Annotated in this window: 10 protein-coding genes and 1 pseudogene; 2 read left to right on the top strand and 9 right to left on the bottom strand. The window is 62.6% G+C overall.

Going from position 1 to position 16982, the window contains the following annotated elements; translation table 11 throughout:
- Positions 1–4 precede the first annotated feature (4 nt).
- From pstC to OXG55_07880, 4 genes are all read right to left on the bottom strand, one after another.
- Positions 5–1468, bottom strand: a complete 1464-nt coding sequence (gene pstC / locus OXG55_07895; GenBank protein MCY4103163.1) for a phosphate ABC transporter permease subunit PstC — start codon at positions 1466–1468, stop codon at positions 5–7.
- A gap of 41 nt (positions 1469–1509) precedes the next feature.
- Positions 1510–2664 (bottom strand): substrate-binding domain-containing protein, encoded by a 1155-nt coding sequence (locus OXG55_07890; GenBank protein ID MCY4103162.1) that lies wholly within the window; start codon positions 2662–2664, stop codon positions 1510–1512.
- 123 nt (positions 2665–2787) lie between these two features.
- Positions 2788–4893 carry a polyphosphate kinase 1 gene (gene ppk1, locus OXG55_07885; protein ID MCY4103161.1) on the bottom strand — a complete coding sequence of 702 codons (2106 nt, stop codon included), beginning with the start codon at positions 4891–4893 and terminating at the stop codon, positions 2788–2790.
- Positions 4894–4904: 11 nt separating this feature from the next.
- On the bottom strand, positions 4905–5204 hold the full coding sequence (locus tag OXG55_07880; GenBank protein MCY4103160.1) for a hypothetical protein: 300 nt from the start codon (positions 5202–5204) through the stop codon (positions 4905–4907).
- Between the two features lie 172 nt (positions 5205–5376).
- Here OXG55_07880 and OXG55_07875 point away from each other — a divergent pair, with 172 nt between their 5' ends.
- Positions 5377–5676 (top strand): WhiB family transcriptional regulator, encoded by a 300-nt coding sequence (locus OXG55_07875; protein MCY4103159.1) that lies wholly within the window; start codon positions 5377–5379, stop codon positions 5674–5676.
- A 266-nt stretch (positions 5677–5942) separates the two neighbouring features.
- Here OXG55_07875 and OXG55_07870 read toward each other — a convergent pair whose 3' ends face one another.
- Together OXG55_07870 and OXG55_07865 are read right to left on the bottom strand one after the other, a co-directional pair.
- Positions 5943–6368 (bottom strand): type II toxin-antitoxin system VapC family toxin, encoded by a 426-nt coding sequence (locus OXG55_07870; GenBank protein ID MCY4103158.1) that lies wholly within the window; start codon positions 6366–6368, stop codon positions 5943–5945.
- Positions 6369–6435: 67 nt separating this feature from the next.
- A complete protein-coding gene (locus OXG55_07865) occupies positions 6436–6693 on the bottom strand; it encodes an antitoxin (GenBank protein MCY4103157.1) in 258 nt (85 codons plus the stop codon).
- 111 nt (positions 6694–6804) lie between these two features.
- Between OXG55_07865 and OXG55_07860 the strand changes: the two are divergent.
- A pseudogene (locus OXG55_07860) lies at positions 6805–7337 on the top strand (HipA domain-containing protein).
- A gap of 18 nt (positions 7338–7355) precedes the next feature.
- Here OXG55_07860 and OXG55_07855 read toward each other — a convergent pair.
- The 3 genes from OXG55_07855 to OXG55_07845 all read right to left on the bottom strand — a co-directional run bounded on the left by OXG55_07855 (position 7356) and on the right by OXG55_07845 (position 16953).
- Positions 7356–10076, bottom strand: a complete 2721-nt coding sequence (locus OXG55_07855; protein MCY4103156.1) for a tetratricopeptide repeat protein — start codon at positions 10074–10076, stop codon at positions 7356–7358.
- Between the two features lie 789 nt (positions 10077–10865).
- Positions 10866–13640, bottom strand: a complete 2775-nt coding sequence (locus tag OXG55_07850; GenBank protein ID MCY4103155.1) for a hypothetical protein — start codon at positions 13638–13640, stop codon at positions 10866–10868.
- Positions 13630–16953, bottom strand: coding sequence for a hypothetical protein (locus tag OXG55_07845; protein MCY4103154.1), 3324 nt, complete (start codon positions 16951–16953; stop codon positions 13630–13632). The genes OXG55_07850 and OXG55_07845 overlap by 11 nt, the downstream gene beginning before the upstream one ends.
- Positions 16954–16982 lie beyond the last annotated feature (29 nt).

Genomic DNA, 16982 nt, shown 5'->3' with positions numbered 1-16982 from the left:
CCCTTCAGTACTTGTTCTGGAACCGCCGCACGATGCGGTCGGCGACGAGGTTCATACCGAGGGTGAGCACGAAGAGCAGCAGGCCCACGAAGTACAGCGACTCGAATGTCAGGCCCTCACCCACGACGCTGTCGGTGCCCGAGGCGAGCGAGGCCATGGCAGCGGTCATCGTGAGGCTGCCGTCGAACACGTTGTGGGTGTAGACGGCCGTGTCCCCGCCGCCGCCGGCGATGAAGACGACCATGGTCTCGCCGACCGCGCGGGACGTCGTCACGATGAACGCGGCCACGAGGCCCGAGACGGCGGCGGGCAGCACGATCCGCAACGTGGTGGAGACCTTGCGCGAGCCCAAGCCCGCCGAGGCCTCGCGCAGCGAGTTCGGCACGGCCTTCATGGCGTCCTCGGAGATGGAGGCCATCAGCGGGACGCTCAGGATCCCCACGCCGACACCGGCCGCCGCCAGATTGCCCAGGCGGGCGTCCTGGCCGAACCAGACGTCGATGTGTTGGATGATGTTGGGCGAGATCCATTGCAGGGCGAAGAAGCCGAACACGACGCTGGGGATCCCGGCGAGGACCTCCAGCGTGGGCTTCATCCAGCGTCTCGTCCGCGGCTTGGCGTACTCCGCGAGATAGACCGCCGCGCCGAGCCCGACGGGGGTGGCGATGAGCGTGGAGACGCCGACCACGAGGCCCGTCGAGACGACCAGGGTCTTGATGTCGTAGAAGCCCCGGCGCGGGAACCACCCGGTGGTCCAGACCGATGCCCACTCGATGTTGATCATGAAGGTCAGGGCATCCCGGACGAGCGCCAGAATGATCAACCCCGACACGAGGATGGATGCGAGCGCGGCGGCGAGCATGACCTTCCGCACCGCCGCCTCCCGGTCGCGCCGATCGCGGTTGCCGGAGAGGGCGTCGAGAGTCACGGGACCGGAGGTCAGCGCGACCGCCCGTGCCTTCCCGGCGCCGATCTGAGCGAGCATCCCGCCGGCCACCACCAGCAGCGAGCCGACGAGCGCCAGCCACCATCCGCTGCCGATGTCGACCACCAGCCCCTCGATCTTGGCGAACTGGTTCTCGAATCGGTACGAGGTGAAGTACACGTAGAGCGAGCTGGCGGCGCCGATGCCCGCCAGGGGCAATGCGACCATGCGGCGACCGCTGAACAGCGGGTATCCGGCTACGGAAGCAACAGCGACGATCCCGACGAGGATCCAGCCGTTGCCGAACGAACCGGCCGTCTGTTGGGCCAGATCGGTCCCCCCGAGGAGCCACGGCAGATCCCGCTCGAAGGCGTTCGCCGTCTGTCCGGTGGCGACGTTCACCGCCCAGGGCAGGAACGCCGACGTCGCGAGGAGCACCAGGCCCGAGAGAGCCACGACCGCCGAGACCGGCGCCTCCCGCAGCGACGCGACCGCCGTCGGGGCGCTGCGGCGACCGCCGAGGCGCAGGGCGATGCCGGTCACGACGGGACGCTACCCGGACGCATCGAGAGCACGATCCGCTGTCACCCGCCGATTCTCCGGCGGTGCCAGTCGGCCACCGTGGTCGCCTGAGCGTCGTCGGTGAGCACGACGTAGCCGACATCGCTGACGGCCCGCCCGAGACCCGTTTCGCTGACGTAGAAGTCCATGTAGGCACGCACGGCAGCGCTTGCAGCGGCGCGGGCCGAGTTGACGTAGATGTACAGGGACCGGGACACCGGATACTCGCCGGCGGCGATGGTGCCCGGAGTGGGGGCCACGCAGCCGTCTCCGTCGTCGATCTCGAGCAACTTCACGCCGGCGTCGCCCGTGAAGGCGAAGCCGACCCATCCGAAACTGCCCCTGGAACCGTCGATCCCCTGGAGGATCACGTTGTCGTCACCTGCCGACACATAGTCCGGGCGCGTTGTCGCCGCCTCGTCCTCGCTGACGGCACCCGCTTCGGCGCGGGCCTCGCCGATGTGCTCCAGCACGATCTCGATGAAGCTGTCGTAGGTGCCCGACTCCGCACCCGGCGCCGTGATGTCGAGAGCCAGATCGGGGAACGAGGTCGACGAGCCCAGTTCGGCGGCGAGAGCACCTGCGTCGCGCCAGTTGGTGAAGCCCACCGACTCGGGGCCGACGATGGCGTAGAGATCCTCGAAGCTCAGGCAGTCCACCGCGTCGTTCTCGGGATTGGTCAGTACCGCGATCCCGTCGATCCCCACACGCAGCTCGATCCACTCGATGCCCGCCCCGGCGCACGCCTCCGCCTCGGCGTCCTTGATCCGGCGAGAGGCATCGGAGATGTCGGTCTCGCCGGCACAGAACAACTTGAACCCATCACCGGTGCCCGGACCGTCGACCGTCACGCTCACATTCGGTGCCACGTCCCGGAACAGCTCGGCAACACGCACCGAGATCGGCTCGACCGTCGACGACCCCGAGACAGTCACCCGGCCGGAGACGTCGGTCAGGACCTGCGCACCGCCCTCGCCGGCAGAGGGTGCACCGGTATCGGTGGATTCGCCGGGATCGGTGGACTCGCCGGGATCCGGGGAGTCCGGCGAGGAGTCCGGCCGCTCGGCCAGACCGAATGCGCTCCCTGCCCCAGAACCGCCGCCACACGCGGCTGCGAGCACGGTCAGGACGCAGAGGATCGCAGCGAGGCACATCCCACGCTTGCCTGTCGTTGCCACGTCCTGCTCCTTGGGCCGCCGAGAGACCTGCGCAACGTAGCGAGGCGAGGGAACGGCTGACCGTTGTGAAGCTGAACAGAAGGTGAACTCGGAATGACAGCGCGGCGCGGGCTGCGCCGGGACTCAGGCTGCGGGAACGCCGGGGATGTCGTGCAGGGTGTCGTGAGGCGAGACGGTGCCCGGGCGCGGCGGGGCCCAGGCGCCGTCGGAGCGCAGGGTCCAGGCCCGTGCCCGCGCTGCGAGGCTCGTATCCAGGATCTGCTGCAGCCGGGCCTGCAGCCGCGGGTCGTGCACGGGCACGAGGGCCTCGACGCGGCTGTTCAGGTTGCGGGGCATCAGATCGGCCGAGCCGATGAGGTACACCGGCCGTCCCACGCCGTTGGCGTTGCCGAAGCAGTAGATGCGCGAGTGCTCCAGGTAGCGGCCGACCACCGACCGCACGCTGACGGTCTCCGACAGGCCCGGCACACCCGGGCGCAGGCAGCAGATCCCTCGCACCAGCAGGTCGATGCGGACCCCGGCTGACGAGGCGGCGTACAGGGCGTCGATCATCTCGGCGTCCACGAGGCTGTTCATCTTGAGCACGATGCGGCCCCGGTCCCCGTGCGCGGCCTCGGCGGCGATGAGTTCGGCCATGTGCGGCCGGACCGCTTCGGGGGCCACCACGAGCTCGCTGTAGGTGAACCCGTGGCCGTAACCGGTGAGCCGGTTGAACAGGTGCGAGAGGTCGGCGCCGATGTCCTCGTCCGCGGTCAGCAGCCCCAGGTCCTCGTAAGTCCGGGCCGTGAGGGCGTTGTAGTTGCCGGTGCCGACGTGGCAGTAGCGCCGGATCCCGTCGGGCTCGGCGCGCACCACCAGGCAGATCTTGGCGTGCACCTTCAGCCCCACCAGCCCGTAGGCCACATGCACCCCGGCGTTCTCCAGCTGCCGCGCCCAGCCGATGTTGGCCTGCTCGTCGAAGCGGGCCTTCAGCTCCACGACCACCGCCACCTGCTTGCCCCTCTCGGCGGCCGAGATGAGCGCCTCCACGATGTCGCCGTCGCCGTCGGTGCGGTAGAGGGTCATCTTGATGGCCAGCACGTCGGGATCCTCCGCCGCCTGGTGGATGAACTCCTGCACCGAGGCGCCGAACGAGTCGTAGGGGTGGTGTGCCAGCACGTCGGCGTTGCGGATGGCGGCGAAGAAGTCCGGCGTGCCCTCGCCGGTGGGCCGCAGCGGGGCTGGCACGAACTGGTGGCGCTGCGGCCACAGCAGGTCGGGACGCTTGAGGCGGCAGAACTGGGCCAGACCCTCGACGTCCAGCAGGAGATCCGTGGAGTAGACGTCGTCGGGCAGAACGTCCAACTCGTCCATCAGCAGGTTGCGCATCGCCACCGAGGCCGACGCCGACATCTCCAGACGGACCACGGCGCGGAACCGGCGCCTCTGCAGCTCGGCCTCCACCGCCGTCAGCAGGTCCTCGGCCTCCTGATCGTCGACGGACAGGTCGGCGTTGCGCGTCACCCGGAAGCAGGCGTGCTCCAAGACCTCCATGCCCGGGAAGAGCGCCTCGAGATGCGCCGAGATGACCTGCTCGATGGGGATGAAGCGCTCGCCGTCGGGGAGGCTCAGCAGCCTCCCGTAGGTGAACGGCACCTTGATCCGGGCGAAGCAGTGCCGGCCGCTGCCGGGATCCACGAGCCGCACGCCGAGGCTCGTGGACAGGTTCGAGAGGTACGGGAAGGGATGGCCGGGATCCACCGCCAGGGGCGTCAGGATGGGGTAGATCCGGTCGGCGAACTCGCCCTCCAGGAACTTCCGGTCATCCAGGTCCAGATCGCTCCAGTCCACGACCTGGATTCCCTCGGTCGCCAGCGTGGGGAGGATCTGGTGGCGGAGAACGCTCTCGAGGCCCGCAAGCAGCTTCTCCACCCGGGCATGGATGCCGGCGAGCTGCGCCTGCGGCGTGAACCCGTCCACGGAACGCTCCAGCCGGCCCTCGGCCATGCGCGCCTTGAGGCTCGCCACCCGCACCTGGAAGAACTCGTCCAGGTTCCCGGCGGCGATGACGCAGAAGCGGAGCCGCTCCAGCAGCGGGATGCTCTCATCACGCGCCAGATGCAGCACCCGGGCATCGAAGTCCAGCCAGGAGAGCTCGCGGTTCAGGTAGCGGCCGGCCGCGTCCGAGTCTTCGCCGGTCGTCACACTCGTGGCAGGCGATGAGATCTCGATGGGCGCGCCGATGAGCACCTGTCTCCCCCTCAGGGCTCGCTGTAGGGATCGAACTCGTCCTCGTCGTAGCCGAGGTCCCATTCGATCAGGAGGTTCTGGCGCACGCCGTCCCGATTGATCCGCTCCCGGTTGCGGCGGAACTGAGGGTCGTCCCTGGGCAGCAGCAGCAGCCTCGCCTGCGCGCGCATACGGAAGTCCTCGATGAGTTGCCTGTCGCCGAAGTCCGACCGGAACTCCCAGTGCGGCGCGACGGGACCCATGTAGACGACCTTGACGTGGCCGATGGGCGGCGGCAGTTCCTGCTCGTAGTCGAGCCCGATGCTTGTCATGAACACTCCTTCCGGCACCCCGGCGAACTCGGCATCGAGGCGATCCCTGCCTCAAGGCTACCGCCGTGTCATGCGCCGGCCGAATCGCCGTTTCCGATTGTCAGCGGCCGTTCCTGCGGTGGCCGCGGATCCTTTACGGGGCCTTTAGCCGCCTCGGCCCGTACTTAGCGCAATGGACACCACAACCGTGCCGTCAAGGATGCCGAGCACGGGCTGGATGGGGCGAGCTAGCTGCTCCGGCAAGTCCCCGGATGTCTTTTTCCCCTCCGACGGCGTGGGTGTCCTGCGCGCCCAGAAGATCTGCGCGGACTGCCCCGTGATCAACGAGTGCCTTGAGTACGCGCTCGCCAATCACATCGCCCACGGTGTCTGGGGCGGGGCCTCCGAGCGCCGGCGCCGCCGCCTGCAACGCCGCCGGCAGCAGGAGCGGTTGCAACGTCCCGTGGAGGAGAGGCCCGCGGCCGTCGCCTGAGCGCACACCAGGGCGGGCTCAGGACCCATCGGCTCAGGACCGGTCGGCGGCGGCCGGCGCAGGTGCGCCGATCCGTGCTTCAGGATGTGGGTCGTGGGCGCATTCCCGATCGGCACGCCCCAACCGTCGCCACCGCGGTCCAGCGCCGTATTCGGTTGACCGCACCTCCACGCCGTGGCCCAGCACGTCGAGGACCTGAAGCGCTCTTGAACCCAAGTGTGTTGTGTTCGTCGCCAGGCAGCCGGCTGGCGAGGAGCGGCATGCGCTCAGATGGGGTTGCGCCACCGGAGTCCGGGGAAACGGGCGAAGTCGCTGTCGTTGGAGTGGACCTCGGCCTGGTGCTCGACGGCCAGCGCGGCGATGTGGGCGTCGGTGACGAGGTCCCCGCCCGCGCCGGCGGCGCCCAGCATGCTGCGGAAGATCGCAAGGTGCCGGGCGCCCGGGTTCAACGGCGACACGCTCGGCGCGCGGAACCATTCGGCCATGAGGTCGACGGCCTGCTCCGGCCCGGCCGGATCGCTGAGCACGCCGGGATGGGTCAGCAGCCGCACGAACCCTGCCGCGACGACCCACGGAACGCCGACCCGCTCGGTACCGTTCACCAGCTCCTCCCACCACCGGCGCGCCGGGGTGTGCAGCGGCGCGCCGGTACTGTGGGCGTAGACCAGCAGGTTCAGATCCGGGACGATCACGTCTGCGCGGTGTGGGCGCCGACGGCGGTGAACGAGGCGGAGACCAGCAGGTTCAGATCCGGGGCGATCACCGTTCCGGCGCGCCGGCGAACGCGGCGGCCTCCAGAGAGTCGTTGAGTTGGTTCAGGCGCCTCGGATCGACGCCGGGCCTGAACCCGCTCTCATGGGGCTGCACCCGGTATCGGGATTCCGGCTCGGGCAGCGCCGGGGACAGCCCCCGCCGCAGGGCGTCATTGACGACCTTGCGGAACGGCTCGTCCAGACACCGGGCGCGTTCCTTAAGGGCCGCGGCCAAGTCGTCGTCCAGAGTCAGGGTCGTCCGCATTCGCTCATCATAGCATCATATTTTATTGATGTCATGATGCCAGCAGGGGCCGACACACCGCGTCGGCGCTGAACTGGCGCTTCACGGCTCGCACCACGTCCGGGTCGGCTCAGGTACGTGCTGCTCGTGGAACGCTTCGACCGCACCTCCGAGGGGCACCGGCGCCTGATGCACTCGGCGCTCACCCTGCTCGGCCTGCACGACGCCGACGGAATGGCCGGCCGCTACGGCACCTACCCCGACCTCGCCACCGAGGTCCGCTCCCGCTTCGCGAACCCCACCGCCACGCTCCGGGAACTCTTCGCCCGGATCACCTTCAATATCCTCGTCGGCAACACCGACGACCACCCCCGCAACCACGCAGCGTTCTGGGACGGCACCGCCCTGACCCTCACGCCCGCCTACGACATCTGCCCCCAACCCCGCCTCAGCGGGGAAGCAGCCCAGGCGATGGCCTACAGCCCCGACGGTGACCGCCTCGCCAGGTCGCCCGCTGCATCGCCCACGCACCCACCTACCGGCTCAACGCCGCCGAGGCCGCCGCCGTCGTGGACCACCAGATCGACGCCATCCGCAACGAGTGGCACGCCGCCTGCGACCGCGCCGAACTCACCGACCACCAACGCCAACGACTCTGGAGCCGCCAGTTCCTCTGCTGCTGCTCACTCGGCGCGGCCCGCCTCACCGAGCCAGCCCGTCAGGTCTTGGCAAGTGCTCAGCCGGTCAAGTTGGTCGCGCGCCGTCTCACTCGACTCATCTCCCATAACCTCGGCATATGCTGTAACCATATCGTCAGCACGTCCCGCCGTAACGAGCCAGCGCGCGAGGTTGTAGCGGGTTGCGAGCGTGTGGGGATGGTGGGTGCCCAATACCCGCAGCCGATCCTCCAACAGTGCCGCGAACTCATCGATCGCCTCATCGACGCGCCCCGCCTCACCAAGCCAGTACGCCAGGTTATGGTGGGTATCCAATGTGTCGGGATTGTCGCGCCCCAAAACCGCCGACCGATCGTCCAACAGTTCTCTGTTGGCTCTGACGGCCTCCTCCACGTGCCCAGCCTCGCCGAGCCAGCCCCCCAGCACATGACGAGTAAACAGAGTGTCGGGATCCTTCGGTCCCAGCACACGTACCCGGTCATCCCATACCCTTTCAAGGGCGGTAACGGCCTTTTCGACAAACCCCGCTTTACCTTCCCAGTGCGCCAGATTGTGGCGAGTTAGCAGCGTGTGGGGGTGGTCATCGCCCAACACCCGCCGCCGATCCTCCAACACAGCTTCGAACTGCCCGATCGCCTCCTCCACGCGCCCCGCCTCCCCCAACCAACGCGCCAACTTGCCCCGGGTTACGAGTGTGTGGGGGTGATCCGCGCCCAACACCCGCCGCCGATCCTCCAACACAGCCTCGAACTGCCCGATCGCCTCCTCCACGCGCCCCGCCTCCCCCAACCAACGCGCCCGATAGTCCCGGGTTACGAGTGTGTGGGGGTGGTCAGCACCCAAGACCCACCGCCGACCCTCCAACACAGCCTCGAACTCATCGATTGCCTCCTTGACGCGCCCCGCCTCACCAACCCAACGCGCCAGATTGTTGCGAGTGTCCAGAGTGCTGGGGTGGTCAACACCCAAGACACGCGACCGATCCACCAGCAGTTCTTCGTACGCTCGAACGGCCTCATCAATGCCTCCCGCCCTGCCTAGCCAGTACGCAAGGTTGTGACGAGTATGCAGCGTCTGCGGGTCGTCCGCGCCCAAGACACGCGACCGATCCTCCAACACAGCCCTGAACCGATCGACCGCCTCTTCGACGCGCCCTGCCGATCCGACCCAACCGGCCAAGTTATGGCGTATCCGCAGCGTGTCGGGATGTCCGGGCTTCAACACCTGTTCACTCTCCGTCAGCACATTCTCAAGTTCGGTTATGGCCTCCTCGAGTCGCCCCGCCTCAGCAAGCCTGCCTGCGAGGATCCGCCGGGTATCGAGAGTGCTAGGGTGCTCGGTGCCCAACTCCCCAACTTGCTCGTTTAGCAAGTCTTCGCATACTGTGATGGCCTCGCCGGTCTTCCCCGCCTCGGCGAGCGCCCACGCTCCACACTGGCGGAGCTTGAAGGTGGTAATACTGCTTAGTGGTCGAGGGTCCAAATCTCCAAATATCTCAAAGAGGCGGAGGCGCTCGGGGAGTTCTCGCAGGTTACTTTCGAGGTCCTCCATCAGCAAACAAATGGCTTCTGCAACCATCCCGTGATCAGTGATATTTCCTACCGCGTGCAGTGCCAAGATACTCCGGGCACCGTTTATCGTGCACCTAACGTCGCTGTCTGCACTCAGCAAAATATCCGTCAATTTGGCGAGTATCTGTCCGCTCGGGTCGTCCAACCGATCATTCAACACTCCGCCGCCATCCTCATTGACAATAGCCTTTTGATCTTCCTCCGAGAACGCACGCAGATAATCATCGACTATTCGGACCCACGCGTTCGCGGTCGGCGCTTTGGCGAGTGCGTCCACGACGTCGCCAATATTCGGATCCTCAAGATTCTCGAAACGCTCAATCACTTCTATCAGCAACCTGTCCATCCATACGTCTTCATTCTTGGCGACAGCCGAATCGATGTTGGCTGGAGTCAGAATATACGCGACCGCCAAGGCAAATTGCGTCTCGATAGACAATTCCCTCCAGAGATCACGGTAGAGTTCGCGAATACTCGTTGGAACGCTATCTCGTTCCTTGGGCGGAAGGCACAGTGCGCCATCACGAGTACGATACTCCTCGTCCCTACGATACTTGCCTACTTCGCAGAACAAGTTTAGAGCCAAGGGATTCACAAAGCGTTCCAATAGAAATTTCTCTGTCTCTTTCTCGACTCGTCCATAATGATGGTGAAGTATTGTTCTCCGAGCACCATATTCGAGTTCGCATAGCCCTGATCCTTCGGGGAACGGTTCCCCGGCAGAGCTCGTGTGCCCCACGCGGTGTAAGCGCCCCTCATATTCACTCATGAGTTCATCTAGGGCAGGGTTCCTGGCCGCAAAGTCCGGCCATGAGGTCGTAATGGCAAACACCGTACCCCCGCGGCTCAACACTTTGCCGAGCAGTTCAACAACTCCGTCATCGGCTGCGTGTGCGTCTTCGACAAATATGACGAGAGGAAAGCCCACCGCAGTGAAGCTGCCGAGGAAGTAGACGACTTCATCAACGAGGTCCTTAGAACGCTCCTCACCGAATGTCGTCTCAGAGGCAACCTCCCTGCTCTGCTGCAATTTGCGCCTTCCGGCAGCGACGCCCAGTTGTGCTGCCTTGTAGACCAAGCCGCTTCCAGGAATTACCGCGCCTGCAGCCTCCTGGACAAAGTAAGAAATGGCCTCAATACTACCCTCCTCTTTCACCGCTCGGCCAATGCTGTGCGTACGCTGCGCGAACGTCTCTCGCACCGACTGTCCACGCGAAATCAGCCCTTGACGAGCTTTCTTCAGAAACGTACGATGCTCGTACAACCGCTTAACGTCGCGCTCTAGAGCCTGCGTCCCCAATCCTACGCTAGTTGAGCATCCTATCCCCCACCACAAAAACTCTGGCAAAGAATTACCGGTCCTCGTGAATAGCGGCTGTGCAGCTTTCCGGCCCAAGGTGGGATCATCGATAACATCAGGCCAGTACCGCGGCTGCTCTTGGCGCTTGGACAGGCGTTTGAATAACTCGTGTACAACGCGCGTCTTGCCCCAGCCCGACGGGCCCTCTAGAGACACCCACGAGCAGCATTTGCTCTTCAAGACATCATCATAAATCGCTTCTAAGCCATCGACCAAGAGAATTCGAGATCGACCGACCAACTCTCTCTTCTCATCACCAGAGGGCTTGCACGCACCTCCCCTGACCAGGTCCTGTGACCCCATCGAAAGGCCATGTGTCGAGCCCCTCTCCGCTTTGTTCGACATTTTGCTCATGCACTGTTCCTTCCAGTCCGGCCGCCGCGGCGAATTCGTGCGTACCAGCGGCGCGGCGCTCGCTTGTCGAAGATGGTTGGTTCCACGGCGTTAGAGGGTCGTAGGCGAGGAGTAAGCGGGCGGAGTGTTGCTGGCCTCGTTGAGCGGAGACGGCGAGGTGTCGTTGCTGGCCGCGCACGCCGACCGCGGTGGGGTTGCGCCCGCACTCCACTGGTGGAGTCCGCCAAGCAACTAGATCTCGGGCACTTGGAGAACTTCCGTCGGTTGTCGCGATGTCTGCGTCTCGAACGATCGTCGGCTATTCTCATCTTCTCGTCGCTTGTTCTCATCTGCGACGCACCGCAGCCCGGCAGCCAAACATGCTTTCGAGACCAGCATGCGCCAAGAAACGAAGGCCGGCTGCGATAGTCCATCGGCTTGGATCCGGAACGCACTGACCGAACCAATGCTACAGCTCTCGTCCACAGAGACGGGCTCCATGAACTCAAGCATGCTGGGATCGAATTCAACCGATGAAAGTTCCGAGCCAGCGAATGTAACGAAGTCACTAGCCAATCCTGACAACTCAGGATACCTCTCTACCTTGATCGAGCCCAACTCCTCAACTTGCTGCACGGCACCGCGTGCCAGCTGTGCCAAATCCTTAACGATCTGGAGACGTCCGTTCGTCCGCAGTCCCGCATCTCGCTCAATTGATTCGCGAAAGTGCTGGCGCGGGCCTGGCAACCTTTGCTCTGTCGAATCCTGATAGGGGACCTCGTCCGGGGGTAGATAGTCGTCATCAGGCATCGCAAAATGCTCCGATCCGATGAGTGTGGAGAAAGCCTGCTTCCAGGACTCGGTCATCTCCGTATGTGCCGTAGTGAGCCAGCCTCTTCGATAAACATCGTCCCTGTCAAGCCTCGCAAGCGCCTCTCTCTGTTCATCGCTCAGCGTCGAAGAGCCACAGAGAACAGAGGGCGGTCCAAGATTCGCGAATCGCTTGCTGGCGTCCTCAGATGACGTCACAGTCTCTGCTTCGATCCCCCCGATCCCAAAGGGTTCGTAAAGCAGTACGCGTGCAACTCTTTGGTGGTCCATGAAGGCTCGGCCAAGTCCATGCAGGCGTGCCACCTCAAGCGCGTGGTGCTGCACTCGCTGAACTTCATCCAGAAATTCTCTCGAAGAGAGTTCTGATTGATCGATCAGCTTAAGCTCTCTTCGGTAGCAAATGTGCAGCAGTAGAAGCAGAACTCCACAGAGTATGACCGTGCCAACAAATCCGCTTCCGCTTTCTGGAACCGGTCCACCATTGCCGAGCAGTCGCCACGCCAAGAGCCCCGCCGCACTCAAGAACGTAAGCAAGCAAGCGGTGAATGGCCGATGGTTGAACGAGTACTGTTCAACGACATAGCGGTCAGTCTTGATCTGCTTAATTGCCTTTACAGATTCTACGAAGTTGCCGTACGCGCGCTCGATCGCGCTGCCGAGCATATTCGACAACTCTCCCAGAGGAGTGGACCACCACGTATCTCGCCACTCTATCCACCTATCGCGAATCTCGGGGGCGATTTTGCCCCTGAGGTCGGGGCGCAGACCGTCAGTCAGATACGGAAATGGATCCTCTTCGCGTGTGATGATGGAGTCGAGTCTGGGCGCATGCAGTACGTCCAACGGATGAATGCATCGGACGCCCAGGCGATCCACAATTGCCCGGTCAAGTCCAACGAGATCGAAGGGATCGAGCGGTCGATCTGGAGCGGGCGCAAGGGCCGACGGGTCTGACCAAACGGGCATCTGGTCGGGCCGCGCGTCCACAGGCGGGTTCAGCGGCGACACACCCGGCGGCAAGTCGCCACCGTCGACCAGGCTGAAAAAGAACTCGCGCATCTTTTTCCACGGCTCCCGAGCGCGGCGCGCGACATCCCTTCCCAGCTCGAGGTCCGCCACGTTGGCCTTGCGCAGCGCCGCGACAGCAGCTTCTAGATTCGTCACTCGATGGTCGAAACGATCGATCGCGTCAACGACCGCCTCAGCCTCGCTAATGTCCTCCTGCGATACCGCAATCCATTCCCTCAGATGCATCCGGACAAGCGTCGCCACGTTCATGCTGAACAACGCGTCACGAAGCTCAAGCCTGAACTGATTGCACTCGCGGTACTCCACGATTTCATCAACATCAAACCCACACGTCCTCACCAGTTCCGAGACGCTAGTCTTGGGCAGCGCGATCTCCTTGGGCACACTGGTGAACGGATCATTGCTCGATGAACGGACCGGTTCATCGCATGGGAGAGGCCATGGAGGTTTTTCGACGAAATTTCGATCCGTCACCTCTGCGATCTCTGCGTCCAACGATCCGACGGTCACAATACGAATCTCCGGTCGAACGATGCGCACCGCACCCCACTGTCTCGCCCGCTGTTTTTGGTCATCATATGTCGAGTTCAATACCGCACCATCACTGAAGGCCCAGCTACCACCAGCAGACAATGCCATCATCGCACAGAGGCCCGAAAGGTCACCGGTGCCAAGTTTCAAGACTCTCATAGGCAGCTGAAGAACTACCCTGTCGTGCACCAAGTGTTGATCCCAATCGGCGGAAAACGCTTCCACGGGGCACGGATAGTCATATACACCAACCGTGATGCTCTTACGGACAACCCTCCGCTCCAAGACGTCTTCGAGGCAACGTCTTGCCGACTTCTCCAATTCAATGCTCTCCCTCCAACGTTCATCTGCATCGCCGTGGTCGTCTGCTCCATCTCGAAACACCGCCAAGGTGACTCTGGTGCCCGCAGGCTGGCGGCCCAAGACCTCGGTCAGCTGCATCTCACTAATCGCGTTCTCATCCCCTGAGTCGTAGTACGTGCAGGCGGCCTTAGGACCACTTTTTGCCATCTCTCTAGGAGAAGACACGGCTACGTTCTTCACCAGATGCGATCTCGTCCATGACGCGAGCAGCTGATCCACACGCTCGACCGCAGCGCTAGCGCAGATCGTCAACATGGCTTGCTCAGATGTCATAGCCTTCCGCCCTTCTGTCCTTCCTTAGCGAACTAAGGATGTGTTCGAAGCATTCCCTCATTTCTGGCAGCAGCTCGCGTACAGGCACCAGACTTGACGCGCCTTCGCTCTGAAATGCAGCTTCACTCCCTATACCCTTGCTGGTGCACCACTCATCGCCCTTGAAGGGCTCGACTTCAAGCTGCTTGAGAAATTCGATCTGGGGCTTGAGATAATTCTCGGCTGCCGTCATCCTTTCACATTCGTCATGGCCTCGCACCTTCGGCTCATCAACCTGTGCCCTCGGTACGTCGCCGTTCCTGATAAGGGAATGCAGTTCGGAGTTCTGGGCATCTTCAAGGTCCTTGCCGAGATCATACAGCCGCGCATACGGCTCGAAGGCCGCTTCATGATCAGCGGCTGCCTTGGCAATGCATAGAACAAACGACTCCAGAAGCGCTGGCAGCAGGCAACGGGGATCCCTTACCTCAGACAACAACGGCCACGGAAAGGTCACAGTCTCGCTCGAACCGAGAGCTTTCGGGGTCCCGCTGATCTTCACCGCCTTCTTGGTGTCAGCCGTGACATAGCCGCACATCCTCCCTATCGCGAAACCGCATATCAGTGCGCGCCGCACCTCGGCCGGTACAGGGATAAATGAAGGGAGTGTCCTACCCCGGCGCCAGTTCCAGAAGTCAGCCTGCAGGCTGTCGGCTGTTTTGCAGCGCTGCACGGCTTCGGCGATGGGGTGCATGAGCGAGCTGACGGCGATCGGATGAACCGGATACTCCATAACCGATGAAATCATCACTGATGGCGGATCGCCAGCGCTCACCCGCCGATAGTGATCCCCCAGAGCGGTCTTAGCAATATCAAAGGCTGGATGCCCGGCATCAAATGGGAAGGCCGAGCACACGCGATTGACCGCCTCCGGACCTGCCTTATCGTTGTATAACTTCTGACAGAGATCCTTGTCAAGCTGCACCAGCGGAAGCGACAGGCTAAGCGCATCCCCCAAGCATGTCTCGAATCTCTTCAGCCGATTCGTATGGTCCCCTTTCTGGGGATCCCCAAGGTACTGTCTCAACCCTTCGTCAATCACCCCTCGAAATGCTCGCAAGTTCATGAGAGTCCTAGTGCGATTCACAATCCTATCGCCGACCAATTCGGACGTAATTGTGATGAGCGATCCGTCTGATGGAAACCATCCCCTATCGCCTGAACTGTGTCTAAGTCCAGCAGGAAGATCGATCTCTCCATCCTCGCAGCCTCGGATGAGCACGCGCCGCGCCATGTCCAGCGGATCTCGACCCGGCCTATAGCCGTCGAGTCTTTTGCAGATAGATTCAAGCATCCCGGGCCAGCATTCCGGATCTTCGAGCGCAAATTCTAGGGGCCCGGGCAAGTAGGATACCGGCCGATCGCTTGCATCATTCGGCCAACTCTTGACCGGTTCCTTACGCATGTTCTCCGCGAGCACCCGCAAATCCCTTGATAGGCCGCGAATGATCTCCTCGTAGACATTATTGCACGCTGAATCAATCACGCCTTTGATCTCCCAGTGCCGTCTCTCGTCCCAAAGGGCTTCCAGATAGCTCACTGCGGCATCCACACACACCGCACAGTCGTCATGTGTGTACTTCAGTTTGCGTCTCGTATTGAGTCGACTTCGGACATCGTCGTAACGCTTCTCACACTCATCATAGTTTCGCACTGTGGCTGACAGTCGCTCTTCAACATACGACGCTGCCTGCGCTTTCGCCTGCTTTAGCACTTCGATGGCCACAGGAATCGAGGTATCCGCGATGATCTCGGTGACGGCTTGACACACCGCTTGGGGGAAAGACTTTGCGACGCTATTCAACTTATCGTAGTCGATCGACCGAGAGCCCTGCTCTCCAACCCACTCCCAGATACGATTCAACTCTTGATGAATATTGCTCTGCCACTCTCGGCCTGGTAGCTCGTCGCTATAGCTGAGCGGTTCCCGGAATTTGCTCTCGACAGCGGATGCATCGGCGTGGCTGATAATCTCGTCGTATAGGCTCGGAACATCCACAGGCGAATCAGCGCGGTGCTCGCGATTCGTTCGATCCTTGGCATCGAACAGCCTCCACAAGTTCCGTTCGGCTAGGTGCAGGATTCTTTCGGAGTCAGTACGCTCGTCACCACCCGTGCCAGACTGATCGCTCCTAAGGTGACCTTCAACGAGTTCACCGATCGTCTGGCGCGCCAGAAGATCAGCTGCCCAAGCACTGAAATACTCGCGACCGAGGGTGATAGTCGCCGCCCCGAAGGACGACACCATGCCGGGTTGCTGCTCCTTGGCACCGAAGCCATAACCGCCCGGCGTTTTGCGTTGCTGATTTGCCCAATTCGTCGCCAAATAATGCGAAGCTAACTCTTGAACACTCTCATCGACGACCCAAGTGGACAGCACCTCTCCGACAGACCGATAAGCCGTCACAGCCAGGTTGTCCGCGTCACGCTTCGAACTGCCAATTGTCGCGCCCTGCATGCTCTGCGAGCCGACTACGAAGATCGCCTTTGGCCCATGACCCGGCCTGCCCTCCAGCTGTCCAAAGACGTCTCCTGCTCCGGGCTCACTCGGCATCTTCCAATACGAGGCAAGGACTTCGGACAGCATGGCAAGCGAGTTTCCCGCCATATCTCTCGCGGACCTGCCGAAGATGTCGATACTGAATAGAACGAGAATTGTGTCCTTACCATAATCACTTGTCCGTCGCAACATATCAATGACATCGAGAGCGATCCCAGCCCCGGTCCCTCCCCCAAGTGACGCACAGACCACGACAAGCGGCGGTTTATCCGTCTGATCTCCACTTGATTGGGTTGATCGGGTCTTCCCCAGCGTGGCCGAAACCTCCTTGAGTCCCGAGCCAGCCTGAGCACGATCAAAGGCATCGCTTATCCTCTTACCTAGGCTGCGTTGAAGTGTATACAGACCGACGGCTCGCCCGATGGTGCGGATCTGGCCGCAGCCCATCTCAACGGCGATTTGCACCTGATCCGGATCGGGACGCCAACCGATGAGATGTTGATACGAGGGATCATTCGTCGGATACATGGTCAGGAGCGCTTCGTTCAGCATCGAGTAGTCGCTGAGCCCCTTGGTGATCTGTACAAAATCATCCTTGGGCAGGTCCGGAATCTCGTCGGCATCCCCACCCTCTTGCTTGCTCAGGGCGTCGACTCCAATGAACGACCACGCAGCGGGAATATCGTCTGGCCAGCCTGCTGTGTGAAGCTTCCGCTTGACGGCGTATCTCACATAGCGAATCGCCTTGGAGCCAGACCCACCGCAGCCGATCATGATTACTGGACTCAACATGTGCATCTCTC

This window comes from bacterium (genome assembly GCA_026708055.1).
Classification (GTDB): domain Bacteria; phylum Actinomycetota; class Acidimicrobiia; order Acidimicrobiales; family CATQHL01; genus VXNF01.
The sequence above is the reverse complement of the archived record's forward strand: the minus strand, read 5'-3'. Positions and strand labels throughout refer to the sequence as shown.

Bases quoted from the DNA above. Each gene is read 5' to 3' on its own strand.
- OXG55_07865 (MCY4103157.1), bottom strand. From the start codon at position 6,693: ATGCGGACGACCCTGACTCTGGACGACGACTTGGCCGCGGCCCTTAAG.
- OXG55_07850 (MCY4103155.1), bottom strand. From the start codon at position 13,640: ATGACATCTGAGCAAGCCATGTTGACGATCTGCGCTAGCGCTGCGGTC.
- OXG55_07875 (MCY4103159.1), top strand. From the start codon at position 5,377: ATGGACACCACAACCGTGCCGTCAAGGATGCCGAGCACGGGCTGGATG.
- OXG55_07880 (MCY4103160.1), bottom strand. From the start codon at position 5,204: ATGACAAGCATCGGGCTCGACTACGAGCAGGAACTGCCGCCGCCCATC.
- OXG55_07845 (MCY4103154.1), bottom strand. From the start codon at position 16,953: ATGATCGGCTGCGGTGGGTCTGGCTCCAAGGCGATTCGCTATGTGAGA.